Raw genomic sequence first — 20,189 nt, 5'->3', positions numbered from 1 at the left:
GTTGGATTCGATGTCTCATAATGGGTCTTCTAACCGGCAAGCGCTGAACGTCACATGAACGATGCGTTATTATTCCAAAACAATGACCTAGCAGATTCTTGGCCCCTTGTGCCAGCACTGGGCATTCTCCTTAAAGAAATTTGGATAACCCTGTTTAAACCGCCCTTAATGTCAGAGGTAAACTTTGAACGTACTCGTGATGGTTGTTCCCTTTCCATATTTGGCGGAGAGCTGCGCAATATCTATCTTAAGTTGATGGTTCCCCACACCTACATCCTGAAGCATCATTGACTGGGAGTAGATTGCCTCACTCTTCTCTACCGTGAGCTCACGCAAAAAAGTGACGGTACTTTGTCCGGCAACACTTTTGTATATTTTTACGCTGAATTGCAAAACATCCTCATGAAGCGGAACGTCCACCAGCGCCCAACTGTCCCCTTCCCACCGTGTTCTGCGCGTCCATGCGATGTGGAGATCACCGTTGATTTCTTGTGAGGTTTTCACATGAACCGGCGCATACGGTTTGAGCGCACTTTGGTCTCCTGTATCCGTGGTGGTTGTTGCCCATTTGTATCCAAGCGGTTTGCCTGCAGGAACGACACGGTACGAGAGTGTTATATCCGCTTTGTCCGAGGTCCATGGTAACTTCTGTATGGAGGCGTCCAGCACGAGGAAGTCAGCTCCTGTTGGCGTGCCTATCACCGCTAAATGCTCTGTGCCTAACTGGCCGCGTAAAAGCTTGGTGAGTTTGTAGGTCATGGGCGCGATTAATTCGGCATTACAATACTGTATCACCTCCCACTCATCCAAGGTTTTGACTGCACACGCATTTGCACCTGCCAGAACATCCAGTTCCTTGCGGCTTTGCAGTGTGCCCCCAAACAGTTTGACGGTTAGGTTTGATTTGAGATCCCAGCGCCAGACAGGGCCGGCGGAGAGGTTCTCAACCAGTTCTCCCATCACAGCAGGGTCAGTCACTTGCATGAGCGGTGTGAAATCCTCGCCCGAGCTGGACTGATAGACCTGATAGGCTCCGGGCCAGCTTTGGTTATAGACCGCGATGACCGGGCTGCCATCATCGGGCCCTTCTGAATGGAACCCTGGCAGATCAATGATTTTAACGAGAGGCGGGCCGGATGTGCCCTCATTATAGATGGGAGCAACATCACCGTGGTTGGAGATTGCAGTCGCTGCGGATGGTGATCCTGACAAGCGCGTAGCCTCAATCTCCATTGAAGAGCCCAGCGAAATCTGATCTATCCGGCATGTCATTGGTGTTGCTTGTTCACTTAGCAATTCCGCCGGCAGTGTTATCTGGTCTCCAACACGCAAATCTGCGGTTTTAAGCGATAGGTTGAACATCATCTTTTCACGGTCTAGCCAAAGTGATTGATGCAGCTTTCTCACCAGACGTTTAGCTGTATGGGACGAGACAACGATAGGGAGGTGAATTGTTGACGTTCTTCGGTCAACACCCTCCAGCCTGCGGGATGCAACCACGATACTTTCAAAATTACGTTGAGGGTCAGAACCGGACAAGCGCAACTCAGCTGGCAGATCTTTTCCATCATTTCGAGCGATGGAGATAAACCCCTCTCCCTCTTGCTGAGCCTCTAAAATATCCCCCAGTTGTAATGTGTTGTCGATGGGACTGGTCCCAGCAGGGTGTTTTGATACAATAGCAAGATGCGTGCCGCGATCGACTGCCATTGCGTCGAACAATTGCAGGACGGGAGAAAGAGCTGAGCGCAGCGATGTTGGACCCGCAACCACCAGCCCCTCAATGCTCTCCCCAAGGTCGGCAAGTTCACACAGGTCTGCAGTATGGCCGAAATCGTCTCGCATGGCGCGGATCAGGCCATTTGCAGAGAGGTTGCCTAGGCGTCCCGTCAGCCAATGCCCGAGCTGCCAGTTGGGGCCATCTGCCCACTCGCTGGTGTAGGTTGGGAACTCAGGATAGGGCCGTGCGTCCCACGTCCAGAGATAGACATTATCTGGATCAACCATTTCGCCCGAGTAGTGGCTGGACGTTGGATTGTCCCCTTGAGGCCAATTTGGATGATCCGTGCCCCAATAGCTTAGCTGAGCTTCTAGCCCACGGCGTTGTACCAGATCGTCCCGATGGCCTTTGGAAAAATGAGGTAAGTGGCTTTCTGAGGATTTGGGATCGACAAAAACGTTGGGCTGGTTTGTGCCTTTGTCAACGGCTGGAAAGCCAAGCTCTGTGAACCAGATGGGTTTGGATTGCGGCACCCATGGTGTGGGGCTGCTTACTTCCGTTCCACCAACCCGCTCCACATGCTGGTTTTGCCACCAGCTCTTCAGGTCTTTTTGCCTAAAAACCCATGGCTTATCATGGGCATCGTCAGTAATGGGGGTGCGGGCCTTCTGGTTCCGTGCCTCTTGGTTGGCATAATACCAGTCGTAGTACTCACCAGAGGTGATTCCCGCACGTAGTTGCTCCAGATCATAGGCACTTTGCGGATCATCTTCATCTCGTAGGTCTGTGAGTGGCAGGTAGTTATCTATGCCGATGAAGTCGACCTCAGGCCGTGCCCAGAGTGGATCGAGAGGAAATCGTAGGTCACCTGATTGCGGCGCGTAGCCTGCGTATTCGCTCCAGTCCGCAGCATAGGAGAGGTTTGTTGTGTTTCCAACAATCTGGCGCACGTCTCCCACCAGCGTTTTTAAGTGATCGACGAACGGAAACGAACCAGCGCCCGCCCAGCTTTGTGTGAGACCGCGCAGCTCTGAGCCGATCAGGAATGCACCGACACCGCCTGCCTCATTCACCAGATTTGCGTAGTGGAGAATGAACTTGCGGTAGCGCCATTGGGTGCTTTCCTCAAGGAACGCCTCTATCTGTGGGTTGATGGCAGAGGTTCCCTGCGAAGACCCTGTTACACCCTGCGCAATATCTGTGGTGATGCGGCCGCGCCATGGGTAGCTTGCCTGTTTTGCAGCGCCATATGGGTCCGGCAATTGGTTGTCTGCGGGAATATCCATCATCACAAACGGATAGAACATGACTTTCAAGCCGCGCCGTTTTAGCTCGATGATCGCTGCGATGATGGACGCATCCGAGGGAGTGCCGCCAAAGGCTGGTTTGCCATCAATCTGTGAGACTTGCTGTGCCTGCGACCTTGCAAGGCCAGCCACGCTCCAATTGGCGGGCAAGTGCTTGGCCGTGTTGTTGGAAACCTTGGGACGAATGGAACAGTGTGATGCACGCAGGTCATCGCCAAACCATGAGACCACCAGCGCGACACTTTGTAGATTGGGGCAAAGGGCTTGTAACTCGTCTAACGACCGGATGAGGTCTGTTTCCTCGCCGTTGCCATGGCGGTTGACGCTTCTGGTGTTGCCCGGAGAGAGTTCCTGTAACACCTCCTCTGGATGATAGATGAACTCCCCCGCACCGGGGATAAGGGTCACCGCTTTGATTTGTTGCTCCAAGGGTTCTACAGAGCGCAACACCTCAAATGCCAATTGGGGCAGGCGGTTGCCAAAATCTGCCAATGGTAAATGCTCGAACACCACATAGGCTGTGCCTTTGTAGGCCGGGGCTGCGCCTTGTTTGGCTTCAATAAGCGGGTCCGGTTGCTGGTCTTCGCTTCCAAGGTAGATACGCAGGTTGAGGGAGGAGGTCTCCAGCTCCTTGCCATTGGCCCAGATGCGGCGCACGGCGGATATCGGGCCTTCGCATAATCCCACCGCAAAATTGGCGTAGTAGCTGTGGCTGGTAACACTGGTTGATGGCCCGGCGGATTTACCACCTTGCTTTTCTTCCCTAACAACCTCCTCAAACCGGGTTGCCCAGATGATATTGCCTGTGACCCGCACGCGGCCATATACGAAGGGCAAGGATGCGCCTTCAGCAGCGGTTTGTAATTGCAGGTCTCCCAGTTTTCCGGTTGAGATTTCCCGTGTTTCACCAAATATTTGCTGGTCGATATAGGACCCAGCCAATGCGCCCAATGCCTGCCCTGCAATCGCGCCGATAGGCCCACCAATGGCACCACCAACCGCTGCACCCACACTGGAAAGTACCATGGTTGCCATAGGGAATTCCTTTCTGAAACGATTAATTTGGGAAAAAAGAAAACCGGGCTGCTATGCGGTTGCGCCACATGGGAACGAGCGGACTTTCAACCACACCCACAGGCTCATAGGCGTGGATGAAACGGTCACTGCCACTCATCACGCCAAGATGTTTGCAAGGGTATTGAGGTGCCCAGCGGAACAAAATGATTTCAGCGGGCATCGGGGTCTGCGCTTGTCCCTCAATTTCATGCAGATAGCGCTGGGCGGCATGGAGGAGCTGATCGTCTTTTCGCAGCTCAGCCCATTCGGGTGCATAAGCTGCGGGCATTGGCGGCTCTGAGCCATGCGTATATCGGTAGAGTCCACGAATGAGGCCGAGACAGTCGCAGCCGGCCCCTTTGGCGCAGGCTTGATGCTGGTAGGGGGTTCCTATCCAACTGCGGGCCTCGGCGATGATGTCATCACGGGTCAAGGTCATTTTCACCCCACCAGCTTTGCGCCGTTGTTACCAGCGGAGGTGCTTTCTGGTCCCGCCAGCATAAAATCATTGCCCGGCATATGAGGGAAGCCGCGAAAGTTTTGGTGGTTTTGAAACCGTGACTGGCATGTGCCCCAGCTCTTATCGCAGCCAACACTGATTTTCGCTGCGAGGGGAAAGGTCAATTCCAGCAAAATTGGCGACCAAAGGGATAATCTATGTTCGCCTTGCTCTGCTGTATGGCCTGCAATACGAAGAGCTTGATCCTTGTAAGGGCCTGCCAACAGAGTGAGTTTACCAAACGCCCACCAGCCTGCGGTGATATCGGCATTGGCCTCAATGATGAGGTGTTTGCTGGCATCTTGTCTCGCGATGGTGACTGAGCGGGTATTCTTTGTTGCGCTCAGGTCCACACCGCACTTTGCATCACCAAGGTCTGCATGGCATTGCTGGGAGAGCACCCTGCCCTTTGGTGCTGAAAGTCGCGCTGCCAGTGAGCGAAACTCTGCGCGAAATACGTTGGTATCTCTTGTGACTTCTCCCAGATCTCCCCGGCGAAGTAACTGGTGCTGATCCGGGGCTTGCCAGTTGACGAGGTAGACCTCAACTGCTGCATTGTCCCAAAGACCAGCATACAAGTCCTGCTCGCTCAGGCTATCTGAGGACAGAATGCCGAGGGCTTCTTCTTGTCCTGCCTGAAACTCAGCTTGCGCGTTGGCTTGCGTGCCATCAAACCCGAATCCCGGCTCGAAGGTCATTCCATCAAAGGTAATCGCGTGATCATGGTTGGTGAAGCCGAGGGTGTGCCCGTTATTGGCTTTTAATTGCCAGCAATAGGCCACAGTGAGCCCATCCCCTTGCAGGTGTTCTTTCAAAGCAGCGTTGAACATGAGTTTGCTCTTTCAATATGCAGGAGCGTTAAATGAGATCAGCCGATAATTTCCACGAGGGGAATGCTGGGCACCTGTCCGGCTTCAAAGTGCAGCAGGTTGATATCCAGATGATCAGCTTCAAAGCGGGTGGGCGTGTCATAGAAAAAGCCTGCGCTCACGACTTCCTCACTGAGGGGAATATGTCCCTCTTGAAATTCAAGGTGGCCGGTCATCGGATCCAGCAGAACATGGCTGCCGATGGTCTTTGTCATTCCCGCCACGGCCACACTCACCGTACCAACCACCGGTTTTGATATTTTGCGCTGCCATAAGCTGGCCCCCACGCCCACAGGTTTAACCAGTTGAAACGTTGTGGTGGTTACATCGCCAACGCCAATCACCGCGTCAGTGGCGCTGGGCACGCCATCAAACGCGCAGGATTTATGCTCCATTGGGTCGCGAAACCGAAACCCACAAAGGCGGCCTCCCACCTTCTCGAAAAACCCGAGGACACTGTGCAGGTCTGCTGAACTGCGCAGGCCTGTGCCCACATCATAATGACGGCGGGAGCCCTTCCAGATGGCATTCCGAATCTCCATGCCATTGAGCAGAGAGGAGACCTGCGCGCGTTTCTCAACCCTGACAGATGCCCCAAAGGAAATTCCAAGGGGGAATGGTTCATCAACAAAACATAAGGGCATATCCCTCTCCTGTTTGACTTGGCTCAAGGTTAGGACTGCACGAAGCATCTATGAGGTTTGACATGGGAAATTTGTTTGCGTGATTTGCGCAGGCCCAATGTTCAAGCTCCTCCCTCTTTGCTGAACAGCGGTATTTTCCACAAAGTTTGCTGCCACCGTCCGGTAGCAAAACTACGTCGGTCCTTGAGTCCCTCCTCTTCAATGCCGGCGTCATAGCCCGCGTCGCCCCCGTCCGGTGGCGCGGGCCATTATCATCGCAATCTGCCCCTGAGATTTTTCAAAACTGCGTACATCCTGTGCCATCACATTGACTGTGATGTTGGGGTGTGTCCCGCCTCCTGATGCTGCAACTCCAAGGCGGCCATCGCTGCCCCGTTGCAGGGGCAATATTGCCTCTGTGCCCGCTTCTCCCATCACACCAAGACCAGAGCCACCCATAGCGAACATGGTGGGTGAGGATACGACCCCGCCTTTGGCAAAGGGGGTTACGCCTGCTGATGGCCCGCTGATGAGCGATGTGATGCTGGAGGTGAGCAGATTTTCCAGCGGTTTAAGGGCACTGCTGAGGGCTGAGTTGGAAAGATTGAGGGCGACTTTGGAGAGGATTGATTGCAGATCCTTGCCTGAGACTACAGCGCTTTGCAGGCCTTTACTCAGCTCGGAGGAGAATTCTTTAGCCAGTGAACTCACCTCCTGCATGGTTGCTTCCAGCTCCCGTGCTTCGCTCACATCTATGGTTTCATTGTTGTTAGAGGCCATTGCCTAAACCCTCCTAAATATCTGGGAACTGAGTGAGGAGCTGTTCCAGCGTTTCCCGCTCCATAACGGCAGATCCGTTTGGCTTTTCAGGAAACAGCGCCATGGCCAACTCGGTTGGGGTTGCTTGCCAGAATGTGCGAGAGGACCACCCAAGTTCCCGGCTGGCTTTGTAAAAAAGATCACGCCATGGGAAAGACTGGGCAGCGGGCTGGTTTGAAGGTCTCTCGCGTATTACGGGCGCGGGTGGTGCTCGCCCTGATCTGCTGTTGGTTTGGTTTCCGGGGCAAAGGTTGCGACCAGCAGCTCTCCCGCCAGCCTTGCCAAGACTGGAATACCGCCTTCACACGGCATCCCGGCGACCTCCTCATTTTCAACGAGTAGACCACCTCCGCGTAGACCTGCGCCCAACACCTTGATGATGTCTGTTGCGCTCAGGGAGCCGGAGGTGAAACGCTCAGTCAGCGCCTGCAGGTTCTCGCAGGCAAAGGCGTCTTCCAGCTCGGCGAGTGCCCCCAGTGTGAGGACGAGGATTTGCGGTTTCCCGGCCAGTTCGGCAATGATCTCTCCGCGCCGTGCGTTGGCACCGCGTCTGTATGAGGGTCTTTCCATAATGCATTCCTCAGGGGGTTGGGGTGAATGTGAGAGGACCTGCCGATTCCAGCGCAATCTCGAAGGTGACTTCAGAGCGATAGTCGCCGGAATACTCCAGTGCCGAGAGGTGGAACGGGCCTTCCAACGTACCGAAACCGGGCAGGATGAGTTGCCAGTTTTTCAACTCTCCGGCAAAGAAAGCGCTGCGCACCTTTTCAGCGGAGGCTTTGTTACGGAACAGGCCACTGCCCGACAGGGAGGCGTGCCGTGTGGCAGCGCCTGCCAACAGCTCCCGCCAGCGGCCTACGCTTTGGGCATCAGTGATATCAACCGGGCTTGCGTTGAGCGCCAAGCGCCTGCTGCGCAGGCCTGCAACGCTTTCAAACGTGCCTGAGCCCGCATAATCCAGCTTCAACAGGAGATCTTTTCCCGCCTGTGCGACCATGTGTAGTCCCTCCTGTTTATGCCGCTTGGTTTTCTTCAAGCAGAACTGTGAACTTGATGCGCCCGTACCAAGTGCGGCCATCTGGCAAGCGGCGGCAGCTGGTTTCGCTCATGGTGAGCCCTGCGCTTTCATGAGGTGCGGCGGGCGATACGCCAGCTTCCAGAACCTCGCTGAGTATTTGCAGAACTTGGAGGATTTCGGAGCGATCTGGATGGCGGGAATAGATGCCAATGGAGCCGCTCATGCGTCCGCCCTCCTCCAGATGCCCGGTGAGCAACTGGGTTGAGACAGCCTCTAACGTGGCGTAGGGTAATTTTGCGCCGCGCGGGACACCATCAAACACCCGCAACGGATCCCCCAGATAAGCTGCCAGTCCTGTCTTGGCATGGATGGCTTGAAACAAGGCTTTTCTGTAGTCAAGCTCCCCCATCACGGCCTTCCTCCAACTCACAACTCAGCCGCATGAAGGCGGCAGACACCCCGGCTGGCTCAACTGCTTTGACCCGCAAGCTTTGATCGTCGCGCTCCACCCGCCAGCCTTCCTCCACATCCGTTCTGCGGCGAATGGTGATGGTTAGGGGATAACTTGATGAGAGCCGCCCAGCTGTGAGCGCCTCACTACCTGCCGTGGATTTCACCTCTCCCCACACCATGGCGACCTGTTGGTATGAACGTGTGATGGTGCCATCTGTTGCCTGGGTCTGTTCTGAACGCAGCAGCAGCAGTGGCTCATTCAACCTGCCTGCCGCCCTCATATTTTCAAAACCTTATAGGGGGACAGTGCTGCCTCAAAGCCGTGGGGCATTAGTCCAGTCAGGCGGTCTTCTTCCAGCATCGTGCGGCGCTCGTACCAGAAGCCCATCAACATCAGGATGGCGGTTTGCAGGCCAGCGGGGACGGCGGACGCCCCCGCGCCGTACCCTGCTTTGAAGTCAACCTCGATGCCATTGAGATCTCGCAGACATCCAATGGCTCCGGCCTTAAACCGCAGGCGTGCTGGGTTACCCGCCAGATCCGTCTGGTAATCTGAGGCCGATAACAGCCGTTGATTGCCTTCCCGGTCATACACGTAGACCCGGAGCACCTCTGCCACAGGGGCAACGGGCAGCCGTATAAGCCTGTCAGCTGGTGCGGTATCCAGCAGCACCCGCCATTCCTGATGAATGAGAGCCCGCCGTGTGATGGTCTCCACATGCTCCCGAGCCGACTTGATCAACCGTGTGACCAGGTCATCCTCATGGGTGTGCGAGACCCGCAATTGCGCGTGCGCCTGAGCAAGCGAAACCGGCTCCAGAGCCGGTGGCACTGTGAGTATAGCCGTCACGGCGGCCCCTCCTTCTTCAAAATTTCAGAGTGATAATGGTTAGGCGCTGAAGTTGATCAGCTTGTAGGCGTCATAATCCATGATGCCGCCGCCCACGCGTTTGGTGATGTAAAACAGCACGTTGGGCTTGCTGGTATACGGATCTCGCAGCACTGAGATGCCGACCCGGTCCACCACCATGTAACCACGATGGAAATCACCAAAAGCGATGGCGTAGGGGTTAGAGCCTGCCGTCATATCCGGCATGTGTTCTGCCTCTGTGACCGGAAAACCCATCAAGCTTGGGTCAGCGCCTGCGGTGACTGGTGGCTGCCACAGGTAATTGCCCTGTCCGTCTTTCAGCTTACGCAGAGCCGCTTGGGTTCTGCGGTTGAGGAGGAAACGCGCATTGCGGCGGGCTGCCGTTTTCACCCCGTAGATCAGTGAGATGAGAACATCCCCTCCGTTGGAGGAGGCAAACGCACCAGCTGCGCCGGTCTTTATGGAACCAATGGAAACGCCTGTATCATCCAGTGTTCCATGAACGGTGCCTTTGAGCAGTCCTAGAGGTTCGGATGTGCCATTGCCATTGAGGAAAGCGCTGGACTCCTTCTCTGCAAAGGCAGTCTCTACCTCCTCTGCCAAAATCTCGCCCATATTGACGGCGGCATCGTCCAGCAGGGTTTGGGTGACCGCAGGCATGGCGGCGAGCTCGAATATCTTCACCTCCCGCATTTCAAACTTCATGCCGGGTGTTTCCGCTCTGCTGTCTGTTTCGCCTTCCCAATCCGCCGTTGGGTTGGTTTTGACGACAGGGCGGCGATAAGACGGACCGGAAATCTTGCGGATTGCGGCAATGGATCGGATGGGAGACAAAGATGTGAGACGGCGCAGAATGTCTGTTTCCAGTTGCTCCGGCAGCAGATAACCGCCATCTGCGGACAAGCCAGCGGACATTGCCTTTTGTTCCAAGGCTTTGAGCTGCGTTTCTCGGCCTTCGCGCATATACGTGTCAAAGGCGGTTTTATGTTCGCCCTCAACCGTTTGGCTATGGCCAGTTTCCGGCGCAGAACGAGGCAAGCGCTGTGATTTGAGTTGAACCTCATTGATCCGGCGCAGTTGCCCATCAATAATCTCATCCAGCCGCGCCAGTTTTTCATCCAAAAGCGTATCTGCGCTGGATTTTTGCTCCAACTCCTCCAGCCGCGCATCATTGGTCTGCGTGTATTCTGTGTACGCATTGCCCAGCTGTTCAAAACTGGCGGCACTGGCTGGCACAGCGGAATAGGCGGTGAGTTGCCCTGTGACATGGCCGGTATTGGCAAGAGGAGCTGCTTTGTTGGCGGCCTCCCGTGCAAAGTCCTTGGTTTCCAAGGTCGGATTACATGCGGATTTCATAGGATTTTATTCCCTTCGCTAGCACATGAGTGCGCTCTGCGGCATCTGGATGACGCCACACGCAATTAACGTTCAGTTGTTTGAGATTCAGGCGACGACCGACAAACGCGCTGATGACAACAGCGGGAATGTGACCAGTGAGATCTCCCAGAGATCGACTGCCAGTACATCGCGGCGGCCCGTTCTATTATCTCGCCTAGCCTTGCGGGTTTTAAAGCCGATGGACAGGCCATCCAATATGCCAGCCCGCACCATGGCGATGGCTTGTTGCCCTTGCAAGATGCCCGGATACAGCACCCCTTTTACAAACAGGCCGACGCTGTCCTCCTGAATATGCAGCCATTTGCCGATTGGGACTGTTGGATCATGTTGCCAGAGCATTTTGACATCCGACAGATTGCGCCCGTGCAGCGAGTTTTGAAATGCACCACGCCGCATGACATCTCCCCCCTGATCGGAAAGTTCAAACCGGCTGGCATACCCTTCTATGGCAATGGGGTGTTCTGTGTTCAAATTGTCCGCCTCCCTTATTGCGATTCCCTGCTCCACATCCCGTTTTGTTTTTCTGGTGGTGGTTGGTGTGTGCGGCGCTGAGCCAGAAGCCCCGCAATGGCTTGTGTGAAGTTGGCAAAGGTTTGTGCAGGTGGTTGCGGTTCGGCCCTTTCCTTTGCCAGTGGCGCTCGGTTGTGTTCTGTTTTCATGGTAGTTCTCGCCCACGTTTTTGCGCGTTGGGAACGCCATAGACTCCCTAGTATTTGACGTAACCTCAACTGTTAAAAGAGCACGGCATCAGGTATCTGCAAGCAGCATTTGGTTGAGTTTTTCCAGCTCCGCCATGAATTCCTCAAAGCGGCGATTGAAGCGAATGACCTGTTTGAGCACCCACACCAACAGTGAGGTTGAGGTGCCCGCCCATGCACCCAGCACCATATGCGCCAGATCGCCTTGTTCACTGAGCAGGAGCAGTAGCTCACTCATCTGCACCTTCCACGCCGTAGCCAACAGCAAGCCGCTTTTCATCTCGCGAGAGGAAGTCCGCAGCGGTTACTCTGTCCCACAGCGCTTTACGCTCGTGCGCCAACGCTTCAATGGCATCCAGATCTGCTTCCAGCTTCAACGGCTCCCCATAGGCAGCAGACAGCCAGCCGGAGATTTCGGAAAGGACACGGGCGACCAATGGCAATACCGTTAGCCGCCAGAAGGCGCGGTTGGCTTCCTGATAGTTGGCGTAGGTGTTATCGCCCGGAATGCCGAGCAACATGGGCGGCACACCAAAGGCCAGAGCCACCTCGCGCGCGGCCATGTTCTTCAGTTCAATGAAGTCCATATCACGCGGCGACATGCCCATCTGTTTCCAATCCAGTCCCCCTTCCAGCAGCATGGGACGGCCTGCATTTTTTGCGCCTTGGTACGAGCTTTCCAGCTCCGCCTTGAGCCGGTCGAACTGGTCGTCCGTCATGTTCATGGCATCCCCGGCCCCATAGATAAGAGCACCGGTTGGGCAGGCTGCATTGTCCAGCAGTGACTTGTTCCATTCACCTGCCGCATTATGGATATCGAGCGCCACTTGTGCCGCCTCAAGGGGAGCAAAGCCGTAATGATCATTGAGCGGATTGAAGAGCTTGATGTGCAGCACCGGCTCAAGCTTATCGCCCTCCGCCTTTCGCAGCTCCACAGCGCGCCCTGCCACCTTGTATTGGTAGGCTTCAATCCAACCCGCCTCATCCACCAGTACCTTCATACGGTCGGGTCGCAGAGCGTGGAGTTCGTGCGGTTCTCCTTGCAGAGAGACAACCTCCAAATAAGCATTGCCAGCTACGAGCAAGTAACCGTAAACCTCCTCCAACAAGGACAGGCCAGTGCGCATAGGAGCTGGTCTTGCGATCAGGTCCAGCAGCGGATGAGTGTCCAACTCACGATCTCCGACTTTGAGGTTGAGGCGCACGTTGGCAGATGCTTCTGAGATAAGCCGTACGCACCGGTAAGCGATCGTATTTCGCAAATATCCTTGGTCTATAAGGGAGGCGTAGTTTCGAGGTGTCCAGATGGCCCCTTCACCAAATCGGATTGAAGCAACAGATTGAGTTCGTGATGCTTTTTGCTCTGAAGCGGGCGAAAGTATCGAGTCTAGAAGTCCGCGTAACCCCATGTAATTAGAGTCCTTTTCGCTTAAACTTAAAGTTTTGAATCATACCATTTCGAGTACAGAGCAACCCACCAAGGTGACTTAGCTTTATGCTCTGAAACTGGCATTTCAGAGAGTTCGCATGCGCGGTTTGCCCGCTTTGCGAGACGTCAGCTCTGCAATGGACCAGACCAATGCATCCAGCCGGTCCGGTGATTTACCGTTGCTCAAGCCATCCACTCCAAAGTCGGCGAGTTCGTCTTCCAGTTCGGGAAACACTCCGCAATGATGGACGCGGCCTTGCTCATATAACAAAGCAACCGGCTCTGCTCTGCGGCGTTTGCTATGGGTTGCATGGACGGATTTAACCGGCACACTGTCATCACATCCAGCGATGACTTCACGCACCATTTCGCCGCCTTGATTAACCTCAGCGAGAAGGCAATCTGCACTCAGTTCATGGTAAAGCGACAGTGCCCGCTGCGCCCAAACTGAGGGACGCAGACCTTGTGCTGTTCTATCGCGCAGCACGTAGAGGTCCCCTGTCTCCGTTATTCCCGTTGCAACAATCCCGCAGGCATCGGCCCGCTTACCGGATGTGGCTGGGGGGTCTATAGCAACCACAATGCGTTGCAGCTCCGGCAGGTGTTTTACGCGTCCGGCCTCAAACCATTTACGGGCAAACAAGGCATCCTCGCGGTCCTCAATCAGCTCGCCATCCAGCTCCTGTCGGCCGAGCCGTGTGCCGCCGTACCGGGTCGCCATCTGTTTTAAAAACCCCTCCGCCAGGAAAGCGGCATTGGCTTTGGTTGCGGCCTTAGTGATGACGGTGTTTTCTCCTGCTATCAGCGCCTTGATAAGCGGCGTTGGCTTGGGTGTTGTCGTGACCAGCTGTTGCGGTTGCGTGCCTAGCCGTAACCCGAATTGCAGCATATCGAAGGTTTCAGTTGCGTTGCTCCACTTGCCTGCTTCATCGCACCAGGCGGCGTCAAATTGGGGGCCGCGCAATGCCTCTGGATCCTCTGAGGAAAACGCCCTGGCAACCGCTCCGTTGGGCCACTCCAACCGGCGGCGTGAGGAGTTCCATTGAGGTTTCTGATTTGGCGGATGGACTGATAGCAAACCGGAGACACCCTCAATCATCACCTCTCGCACATCTGCATAGGTCTGGCCGATCAGCGCGACATTGCCAGCTTTGGGGCCTGCCCAATGCTCACCGGATACTTTGCCGCGCACCCACTCTGCACCTGCTCTGGTTTTGCCGCACCCACGTCCGCCCATCAGTACCCATGTGAGCCAGTTGCCTGCTGGCGGGAGCTGATGAGCATGGGAAAACAGGTGCCAATTATATTGCAAATATCTCAACTCATCGGAGGTAAGAGCAGCAACAAAATCAGGAAGTTTGCCCTGCGCCACACAAGCTTGCAATTTTGCGCGAAAGCTGTTGTCGCAGTTCATCATCGCTTCCCTCCTTCTGCTCGTTCACACCGTGTGCATCCTGTAGGTCAATGAGCATATCCAGCGTCTTGGCGAGGCTGGTGATTGCTTTGGCGGCGACATCCATCTCGTTTGCGGCACTCTCCCGGTTCCCTGTCAGGTCTTTCAAGCGGGTTTCTAATGCCGTGACTTGTTTCTCAAATGCTTTGTAGAGCCGAGCGATCAAACGCCTGCGTTCTTCCGGTTCCGCTCCTGCCAATTCTTGTGCCACCTGCCATTTTCGCAGCCACCCTTCCCGCCTCACTTTACTGGTGATTGTGGTTTCCGGCAGACCGGTTTTGCGGGCGATATCTGCAATGGAGATTGCGTCGTCTTCCACCATGCGGCGCACTGTTTGCCAAACCTCGGCAGAAACACGGTGACGTTGACCAAGCTGGGCTGGCTCATCTGATACCGGCTCGGTTGGGGTTTGATGTTTTGGTTCTGAGGGCATCTGCACCTCCATCCATCAGGCACAAAAAAAGCCGCCCTTTGAAACAGAGGCAGCTTGCGAATTCGCTAAATATATAAAGGCCAGAGATCGATCCAGCTACGCAACATTGCGATTGCGGTGTCACTTACACTTTCTCTAGCATGCCTAAAACCTACCTGATCAGCGGTGCGATGTCAAGATTATATTCCTAGTTATTTGGCCAAATTGAGAATGGACACTTATCCCCTTCTCGCGCTAAAATTGCAGGATAAGTTCAGTGCGATCTGTTTGGACGGCAAGGGATTGATGGATATGGGCATTTCAACGCAGATCCTGTGAGATCTGCGTTGCAGTAAGACATAGAGACTTTGGAGTTATCCCCGCCTCCCCTTGTGGAGAAGCCTATTGAAACGAAAAGTAATTTTGCAGGATCATTCAGTATCGCCCGGCTCTTCAGGCCATTCGATGAGGAATTTCTCATATTCTTCAGGCTCCATCCCATCTTCGCTGATGGTCTGGTTTTTGACTGAAATTCCCGCGTCATGAACGGACTGAGGATCTTGGGAGACAAGCGGATGCCACCAGTACAGGTCTTTGCCATCACGAACGAGACGATACGCGCATGTTGGAGGTAACCATTTCAAATTTCTCACAGTTTCCGGTGAAAGCTGCACACAATCTGGCACTGTATCGAAGCGATCTTCATAGTTTTTGCACCTACACGTGGTACCATCTAGCAAAGTACACGCGATGTTTGTCCAGTAGATTGCACCAGTGTCCCAATCTTCCAGTTTGTTCAAACAGCAGCGTCCACAACCATCACAGAGGCTCTCCCATTCGTCATGGGTCATGTCCTCAAGGGTTTTCGTTTGCCAGAAAGGGCGGTGACTCTCAGAGTTTACGGGTACCATTTTTGTCGCTCTCAATGCAAAATTCCAATTGGAAGTTCGCGAGGATGTCATTTTAACAGGTTTGTCAGTTTTGGTTCATAATCCCCCAAGTGCCTTCAGGGATGTGACCGGTAGTACGGGTAATCGGTTTGGAAGAAAACTCTGATAGCAGCGAAAAGCAGAATGTCACGGATAATTCTGCTGAAAAGATGAATAAAAAGCGTGAGGGACGCTCATCTACCCTTCACGATTTATCCCAGCGCATGCTTGCAACCGATGCATGGCTGGATTCTGCTATCTGGCGCGGGACGCAGTTTCTCGGCGTCTTCTTTCGCGGATACTCCGCCTTTATGCGCCGGTTTACCCTGCGCGGACCTTCTAAATGGATTGCAGGTCTTGCCTCTGAAGGGCTGACTTATTGTGCCTTTGGTTTTCTCATCATGCTTGCCTTTGCGCAGCCTGCCTTCAAAGCAACAGAACGCACAGACTGGAAAACCACATCAGATTTTTCTATCAGTTTCTTTGACCGGTTTGGAAACCCGCTTGGCAAGCGCGGCATCCTGCTCAATGACAAAGTTCCACTCGATGAGATTCCGGACCATATGATTCAAGCAACACTGGCAACAGAGGATCGTCGATTCTTTAATCATATGGGAATCGACTTTTTTGGTACCTTCCGTGCAATGGTTGCCAACGTTAAAGCCCGCTCCGTTGTGCAGGGTGGCTCCTCGATTACACAGCAGCTTGCAAAAAACCTGTTCCTTTCAAACGAACGCACACTACAACGCAAAATCAAAGAAGCTTACCTCGCTCTCTGGCTGGAAATGAACCTTTCCAAACGAGAAATCCTCAAACTGTACCTTGATCGCGCCTACATGGGTGCGGGAACATTTGGCGTTGCTGCAGCTTCCGAGTTTTATTTCGACAAAGATGTCCGCGAGATCACACTCGCAGAAGCTGCTATGTTATCAGGGCTTTACAAAGCCCCTTCCAAGTACGCTCCACATAAAAACCTACCCGCTGCCCGCGCACGTGCCAATGAGGTGCTGACGAATATCGTGCAGGCCGGCTTCATGTCAGAGGGGCAAGTTATTGCGGCACGGCGCAACCCAGCCGAAGCGATTGACCGCACCAAGAGTGAAGCTCCCGACCATTTTCTTGATTGGGCCTTTGAAGAGGTCAAAAAACTTGCTTCTCAATACCCTGAGTTGAAAAACGATCGTGTTATCTCAGTTCGCACAACCCTCGACCCCGGTTTCCAGCGGGAAGCCGTCAACAGTGTTGAGAGTATCCTGCGCCAGTACAGCGAGCGCTACGGTGTGGAAGAAGCGGCCATGGCAGTTGTTACCACTGAAGGCGCCGTGCGCAGCATGGTTGGCGGACGCGATTATGATGAGAGTCAGTTTAACCGCGCGACAGATGCTCTGCGTCAGCCGGGTTCGTCCTTCAAGCCCTTCGTGTATATGGCGGCATTCCTCAATGGATATGAGAGTGACAGCGTTGTCCCCGATCGCCCTATTAGCATTGGTGGCTGGAGCCCGCGTAACTATACCCGCGGTTACGCAGGTCCTGTTACGCTCAAAACGGCGCTTACCAAGTCCATTAACACCATTCCTGTGCGTTTGGCGCAGGCCATCGGGCGCGATAAAATCGCGACCACGGCTTACATGATGGGTATCAACAGCGAGCTAAAAATCACCCGTGCGATGCCGCTTGGCGTTTCTGAGGTGACCGTTCTGGATATGGCTAGTTCTTATGCAGCCTTTGGTTCCGGCGGGAAGAAAGTGGACCCTTACGGTGTATTGGAACTACGCAACTCCAAAGGGGAAGTGCTTTACAGTCATGAGCGAGACGTTGGCCCAGCTCTCCGAATTCTGCCATTTGATAAGGTCGCAATGATGAACGATGTGCTGGTGAACGTTATTGAACGGGGCACTGGCCGCCGAGCACAACTTGAGGGTATAACTGCTGCTGGCAAAACAGGGACAACACAAGCCTATCGTGATGCCTGGTTTGTTGGCTATACGGGCAATCTATCTGCTGCTGTGTGGTACGGCAATGATGACTATTCCCCCACGCGCCGGATGACTGGTGGCAGCCTGCCCGCTATGACCTGGGGCAAATTTATGACCTATGCTCATCAGGGCTTGGAATTAAAACCTATGCCCGGTGTTGAAGCCCCTGAAGGCAAGGCCGTCATAGCAAATAATTCCCTCAGTGACAGGGAAGTGACCGGCCCTCCAGAGTTGTTGAACAGAAGCTCTCAACAGGTGCTGGACGCACTTGGCAAACGGCTACAAACGCTTCCATTCAATACAAATACGAATTTCAATGTGCAGGCTCAGCTGGGCTCTGACGCAGCAGCGGGCGTGACTTATACCCAATGACACACACAGTGCATATGCCTCTTGTGGCGTTTCCAGAACCGAATGAACAGCAGGTTTTTGACCCGGAAACCTCCTGGCAAAAACCTTGGCCGCATATTTCACCGCTGCTTTACAAAGCGCCTTTCTTCTCATTCGGACCGTTTTTATTCTCTGTCTTGATAGCTTTGACAGTGGGGATAGGCAGTGCCTACCTTTCCCTCAACCGTGGCTCTCCTTTTAACGCGCTTGAAAGTGGGGTTTGGATTGCACACCCCTATGCAGGCACTGTTTCCAGTGACCCTTACAGTACAGCCATCTTTGCTCGAACAGGCCGCGTACCGTTGGGCAGTGGTGAGGGAATTGCCTTTTATGCAGCGTTTGACAGTAGTGGACGGGCGCTAAACCCTCAATGCGACTACAGAATTTATGGCAAGGCACTTGCGACCCGACTTTGGACCATCACAGCTTTGAACAACGCACTGGAGCTGTTGGCAACAGATGCGGGCCGCGCTTCCTTGCATAGTCAGGGGATCCTGATGGATGACACTGGAGGGTTTGCTATCCAGGTATCACCTGTAGCCCGTCCGGGGAACTGGCTGCCAACCGGCGGGTATAACGGGCTCGTCTTTGCCATGCGGCTTTATGATACTCCCTACACAACCGGCGCCGGCCTGAATGCTCCCATCATGCCATCTGTAGAACGGGTGGGTTGCCGGTGACCGATTTTCTAAAATCACTGCGGAACATCTACATTTCACCACGATGGATTCTTTGGGGCATCGGCGGGCTTTTCGTTGCGGGGATAATTCATGTTGCCATACTCCTGAATGTGCCGGGTTATGTGCCTCACTCCCCCTATGAACGGGTGGGAAGTTTTGGCATGGACCGGAGCTTTCAAGTTCTGCCGCCAATCCTGCCACGTAGTGAACCTTTGCCAGACCTTGATCCGTCTATGCGCCATGCAATCTGCCGTTATTCCCTTGAAAACGGTCCTTTGGTGGTGCGTGCTGTTGCTCCTTCTCCGTTCTGGTCTCTCGGCCTGTTTAACGAAAAGGGTCAGGTGACCTACAGCCTCAATGACCGCACCTCTGAGGGGGAAGTGGTGACCATGCTGGTGCTTACACCGCAGCAACTTTCGATTTTGCGTGAAAACCCGCCGGATAATCTGGAAGAGATCATTGTGGTGGAGACCAACGAGCTGAAGGGCTTTGCGCTCTTTCGGGCGTTTGTTCCCTCCAGTGCGTATTTGCCAAGGATAGCTGAGGCGCTGCGCAGTGCGACATGTTCTGGCCTACCAAACGCTTAGGCTCAGTTTACCGCGCCACAGAACCCACTTTTCAGAAGGAACCTCCCTTGCGGGCTACTTCTGCGGAGCGGGTCTTTCAAGCCCCCAACCCGTGAATATGCGAGAGGGCTTCATTTCAGGCTCTTTGCGTGGTTTCATTTCTGCATAACATTTTGACGGCAGCTCTTCGTATTCACGCCGAAGCAGTTCAAAGCCGTGGCTTGCATCCCAGATCTGTTTAGGTGAGGGCGTTTCAATTTCAAGAGCGTTGATAGCCATTTGATAGGCTTGCAGACGTCTTCCGGTTGCGCGCAACACCCAATCTACGAAGGTCTTATTCTCCTTCGTGCGTGCCCTTACACCCGTTGCAAACTGCGGGTTCACATCAGTCTGGCGCTTGAGCGCATCAAGACGTTCATGATCGCTCACCAGTACCTTCCGTGCGATCTTACAAAACGGAGGCAGCAACTTACGCTCAGCGTTCATGTCATCGATCAAACGGGAATAACGGGTTTCGCTGGAGCGGTATTTATCTGAACGCAGGTAGACGTAGTAACTGGAGGGATTCATCTCAGCATATGGATCCTTGAGAAAACCCTGTCGCTGCAATTGCGCTTTATTCGCCCCAATCCAATCTTCAGAGGACGGAGGTATCACCAGTGTCCAGCCTCTATCCCTCAGTTCAGTTTCCTGATCGGTCAGATTGAGATTGGAAACATCCTGCTTTTGGGAATAGCGATAGAGCATGCCCAGATCTTTGGCGACACGGTCATGCAAAACATTAGGCTTTGCGCGACCAAAATCGCCTTTGGGACGCGCACAAGCTGTCAGGAGAAGGCTGGCGGTGACAAGTAATATCAAGCCGGGCACACATGTGCGTTGTGCTTTCTGCTGCTCTGGAGCGGCGTTGAGTATACGGATTAGCAGGGTAGAGTTGTCCCCCTCACCGTCCAATCCCGTCCTACAGATATGCCCCATAACTTCGCGTCCCATTGTTCAGTACACCGGGAATACAGGCAAAGT

At 54.1% G+C, this 20,189-nt stretch carries 22 protein-coding genes; 3 read left to right on the top strand and 19 right to left on the bottom strand.

Annotated features, from left to right (window positions below):
• Window positions 1-171: 171 nt before the first annotated feature.
• The 18 genes from BLS62_RS08800 to BLS62_RS08715 all read right to left on the bottom strand — a co-directional run bounded on the left by BLS62_RS08800 (window position 172) and on the right by BLS62_RS08715 (window position 15,536).
• Window positions 172-4,062, bottom strand: a complete 3,891-nt coding sequence (locus BLS62_RS08800; RefSeq protein ID WP_093179502.1) for a baseplate multidomain protein megatron — start codon at window positions 4,060-4,062, stop codon at window positions 172-174.
• Window positions 4,063-4,084: 22 nt separating this feature from the next.
• Complete coding sequence (locus BLS62_RS08795) at window positions 4,085-4,522, bottom strand: C40 family peptidase (protein ID WP_093179499.1); 438 nt, start codon at window positions 4,520-4,522, stop codon at window positions 4,085-4,087.
• Window positions 4,523-4,524: 2 nt separating this feature from the next.
• Complete coding sequence (locus BLS62_RS08790) at window positions 4,525-5,412, bottom strand: DUF2163 domain-containing protein (RefSeq protein ID WP_093179495.1); 888 nt, start codon at window positions 5,410-5,412, stop codon at window positions 4,525-4,527.
• A 38-nt stretch (window positions 5,413-5,450) separates the two neighbouring features.
• Window positions 5,451-6,095, bottom strand: coding sequence for a DUF2460 domain-containing protein (locus BLS62_RS08785; protein WP_093179492.1), 645 nt, complete (start codon window positions 6,093-6,095; stop codon window positions 5,451-5,453).
• A gap of 210 nt (window positions 6,096-6,305) precedes the next feature.
• Entirely contained in the window at window positions 6,306-6,854 is a 549-nt protein-coding gene (locus BLS62_RS08780) for a phage tail tape measure protein (RefSeq protein WP_093179489.1), read from the bottom strand.
• Window positions 6,855-6,867: 13 nt separating this feature from the next.
• Window positions 6,868-7,086, bottom strand: coding sequence for a phage tail assembly chaperone (locus BLS62_RS08775; RefSeq protein WP_093179486.1), 219 nt, complete (start codon window positions 7,084-7,086; stop codon window positions 6,868-6,870).
• A complete protein-coding gene (locus BLS62_RS08770; RefSeq protein WP_093179484.1) occupies window positions 7,086-7,463 on the bottom strand; it encodes a gene transfer agent family protein in 378 nt (125 codons plus the stop codon). The genes BLS62_RS08775 and BLS62_RS08770 overlap by 1 nt, the downstream gene beginning before the upstream one ends.
• 10 nt (window positions 7,464-7,473) lie before the next feature.
• The gene (locus BLS62_RS08765; RefSeq protein ID WP_093179480.1) at window positions 7,474-7,890 is read right to left on the bottom strand and encodes a phage major tail protein, TP901-1 family; all 417 of its coding nucleotides are present in this window, start codon (window positions 7,888-7,890) and stop codon (window positions 7,474-7,476) included.
• Window positions 7,891-7,906: 16 nt separating this feature from the next.
• Window positions 7,907-8,320 carry a DUF3168 domain-containing protein gene (locus BLS62_RS08760; protein WP_093179477.1) on the bottom strand — a complete coding sequence of 138 codons (414 nt, stop codon included), beginning with the start codon at window positions 8,318-8,320 and terminating at the stop codon, window positions 7,907-7,909.
• A complete protein-coding gene (locus BLS62_RS08755; RefSeq protein ID WP_159436512.1) occupies window positions 8,307-8,627 on the bottom strand; it encodes a phage head closure protein in 321 nt (106 codons plus the stop codon). Before BLS62_RS08755 ends, BLS62_RS08760 begins: the two co-directional genes overlap by 14 nt.
• Before the next feature lie 14 nt (window positions 8,628-8,641).
• Window positions 8,642-9,214, bottom strand: coding sequence for a head-tail connector protein (locus BLS62_RS08750; protein WP_093179471.1), 573 nt, complete (start codon window positions 9,212-9,214; stop codon window positions 8,642-8,644).
• 39 nt (window positions 9,215-9,253) lie between these two features.
• Window positions 9,254-10,591, bottom strand: a complete 1,338-nt coding sequence (locus tag BLS62_RS08745; RefSeq protein WP_093179468.1) for a phage major capsid protein — start codon at window positions 10,589-10,591, stop codon at window positions 9,254-9,256.
• A gap of 87 nt (window positions 10,592-10,678) precedes the next feature.
• Window positions 10,679-11,332, bottom strand: coding sequence for an HK97 family phage prohead protease (locus BLS62_RS08740; protein WP_208990761.1), 654 nt, complete (start codon window positions 11,330-11,332; stop codon window positions 10,679-10,681).
• 48 nt (window positions 11,333-11,380) lie between these two features.
• Entirely contained in the window at window positions 11,381-11,569 is a 189-nt protein-coding gene (locus BLS62_RS08735) for a hypothetical protein (protein ID WP_093179466.1), read from the bottom strand.
• Window positions 11,562-12,740, bottom strand: coding sequence for a phage portal protein (locus BLS62_RS08730; protein WP_093179463.1), 1,179 nt, complete (start codon window positions 12,738-12,740; stop codon window positions 11,562-11,564). The genes BLS62_RS08735 and BLS62_RS08730 overlap by 8 nt, the downstream gene beginning before the upstream one ends.
• A 105-nt stretch (window positions 12,741-12,845) precedes the next feature.
• On the bottom strand, window positions 12,846-14,177 hold the full coding sequence (locus BLS62_RS08725; RefSeq protein WP_244283564.1) for a DNA-packaging protein: 1,332 nt from the start codon (window positions 14,175-14,177) through the stop codon (window positions 12,846-12,848).
• Window positions 14,110-14,646: a hypothetical protein gene (locus tag BLS62_RS08720; RefSeq protein ID WP_208990760.1), complete on the bottom strand. Its 537-nt coding sequence runs from the start codon at window positions 14,644-14,646 to the stop codon at window positions 14,110-14,112. Before BLS62_RS08720 ends, BLS62_RS08725 begins: the two co-directional genes overlap by 68 nt.
• A 410-nt stretch (window positions 14,647-15,056) precedes the next feature.
• Window positions 15,057-15,536, bottom strand: coding sequence for a YcgN family cysteine cluster protein (locus BLS62_RS08715; protein ID WP_093179457.1), 480 nt, complete (start codon window positions 15,534-15,536; stop codon window positions 15,057-15,059).
• Between the two features lie 128 nt (window positions 15,537-15,664).
• Between BLS62_RS08715 and BLS62_RS08710 the strand changes: the two genes are divergently transcribed.
• The 3 genes from BLS62_RS08710 to BLS62_RS08700 are packed head-to-tail and all read left to right on the top strand — an operon-like array spanning window position 15,665 to window position 19,187.
• Entirely contained in the window at window positions 15,665-17,902 is a 2,238-nt protein-coding gene (locus BLS62_RS08710) for a transglycosylase domain-containing protein (protein ID WP_093179455.1), read from the top strand.
• A complete protein-coding gene (locus BLS62_RS08705) occupies window positions 17,899-18,600 on the top strand; it encodes a DUF1214 domain-containing protein (protein WP_093179451.1) in 702 nt (233 codons plus the stop codon). Before BLS62_RS08710 ends, BLS62_RS08705 begins: the two co-directional genes overlap by 4 nt.
• Window positions 18,597-19,187, top strand: a complete 591-nt coding sequence (locus tag BLS62_RS08700; protein ID WP_093179448.1) for a DUF1254 domain-containing protein — start codon at window positions 18,597-18,599, stop codon at window positions 19,185-19,187. Before BLS62_RS08705 ends, BLS62_RS08700 begins: the two co-directional genes overlap by 4 nt.
• Window positions 19,188-19,241: 54 nt before the next feature.
• Here BLS62_RS08700 and BLS62_RS08695 read toward each other — a convergent pair whose 3' ends face one another.
• Window positions 19,242-20,159 carry a hypothetical protein gene (locus BLS62_RS08695; RefSeq protein WP_208990759.1) on the bottom strand — a complete coding sequence of 306 codons (918 nt, stop codon included), beginning with the start codon at window positions 20,157-20,159 and terminating at the stop codon, window positions 19,242-19,244.
• Window positions 20,160-20,189: the final 30 nt, after the last annotated feature.

The organism is Pseudovibrio sp. Tun.PSC04-5.I4, from assembly GCF_900104145.1.
Lineage (GTDB): Bacteria > Pseudomonadota > Alphaproteobacteria > Rhizobiales > Stappiaceae > Pseudovibrio.
The sequence above is the reverse complement of the archived record's forward strand: the minus strand, read 5'-3'. Positions and strand labels throughout refer to the sequence as shown.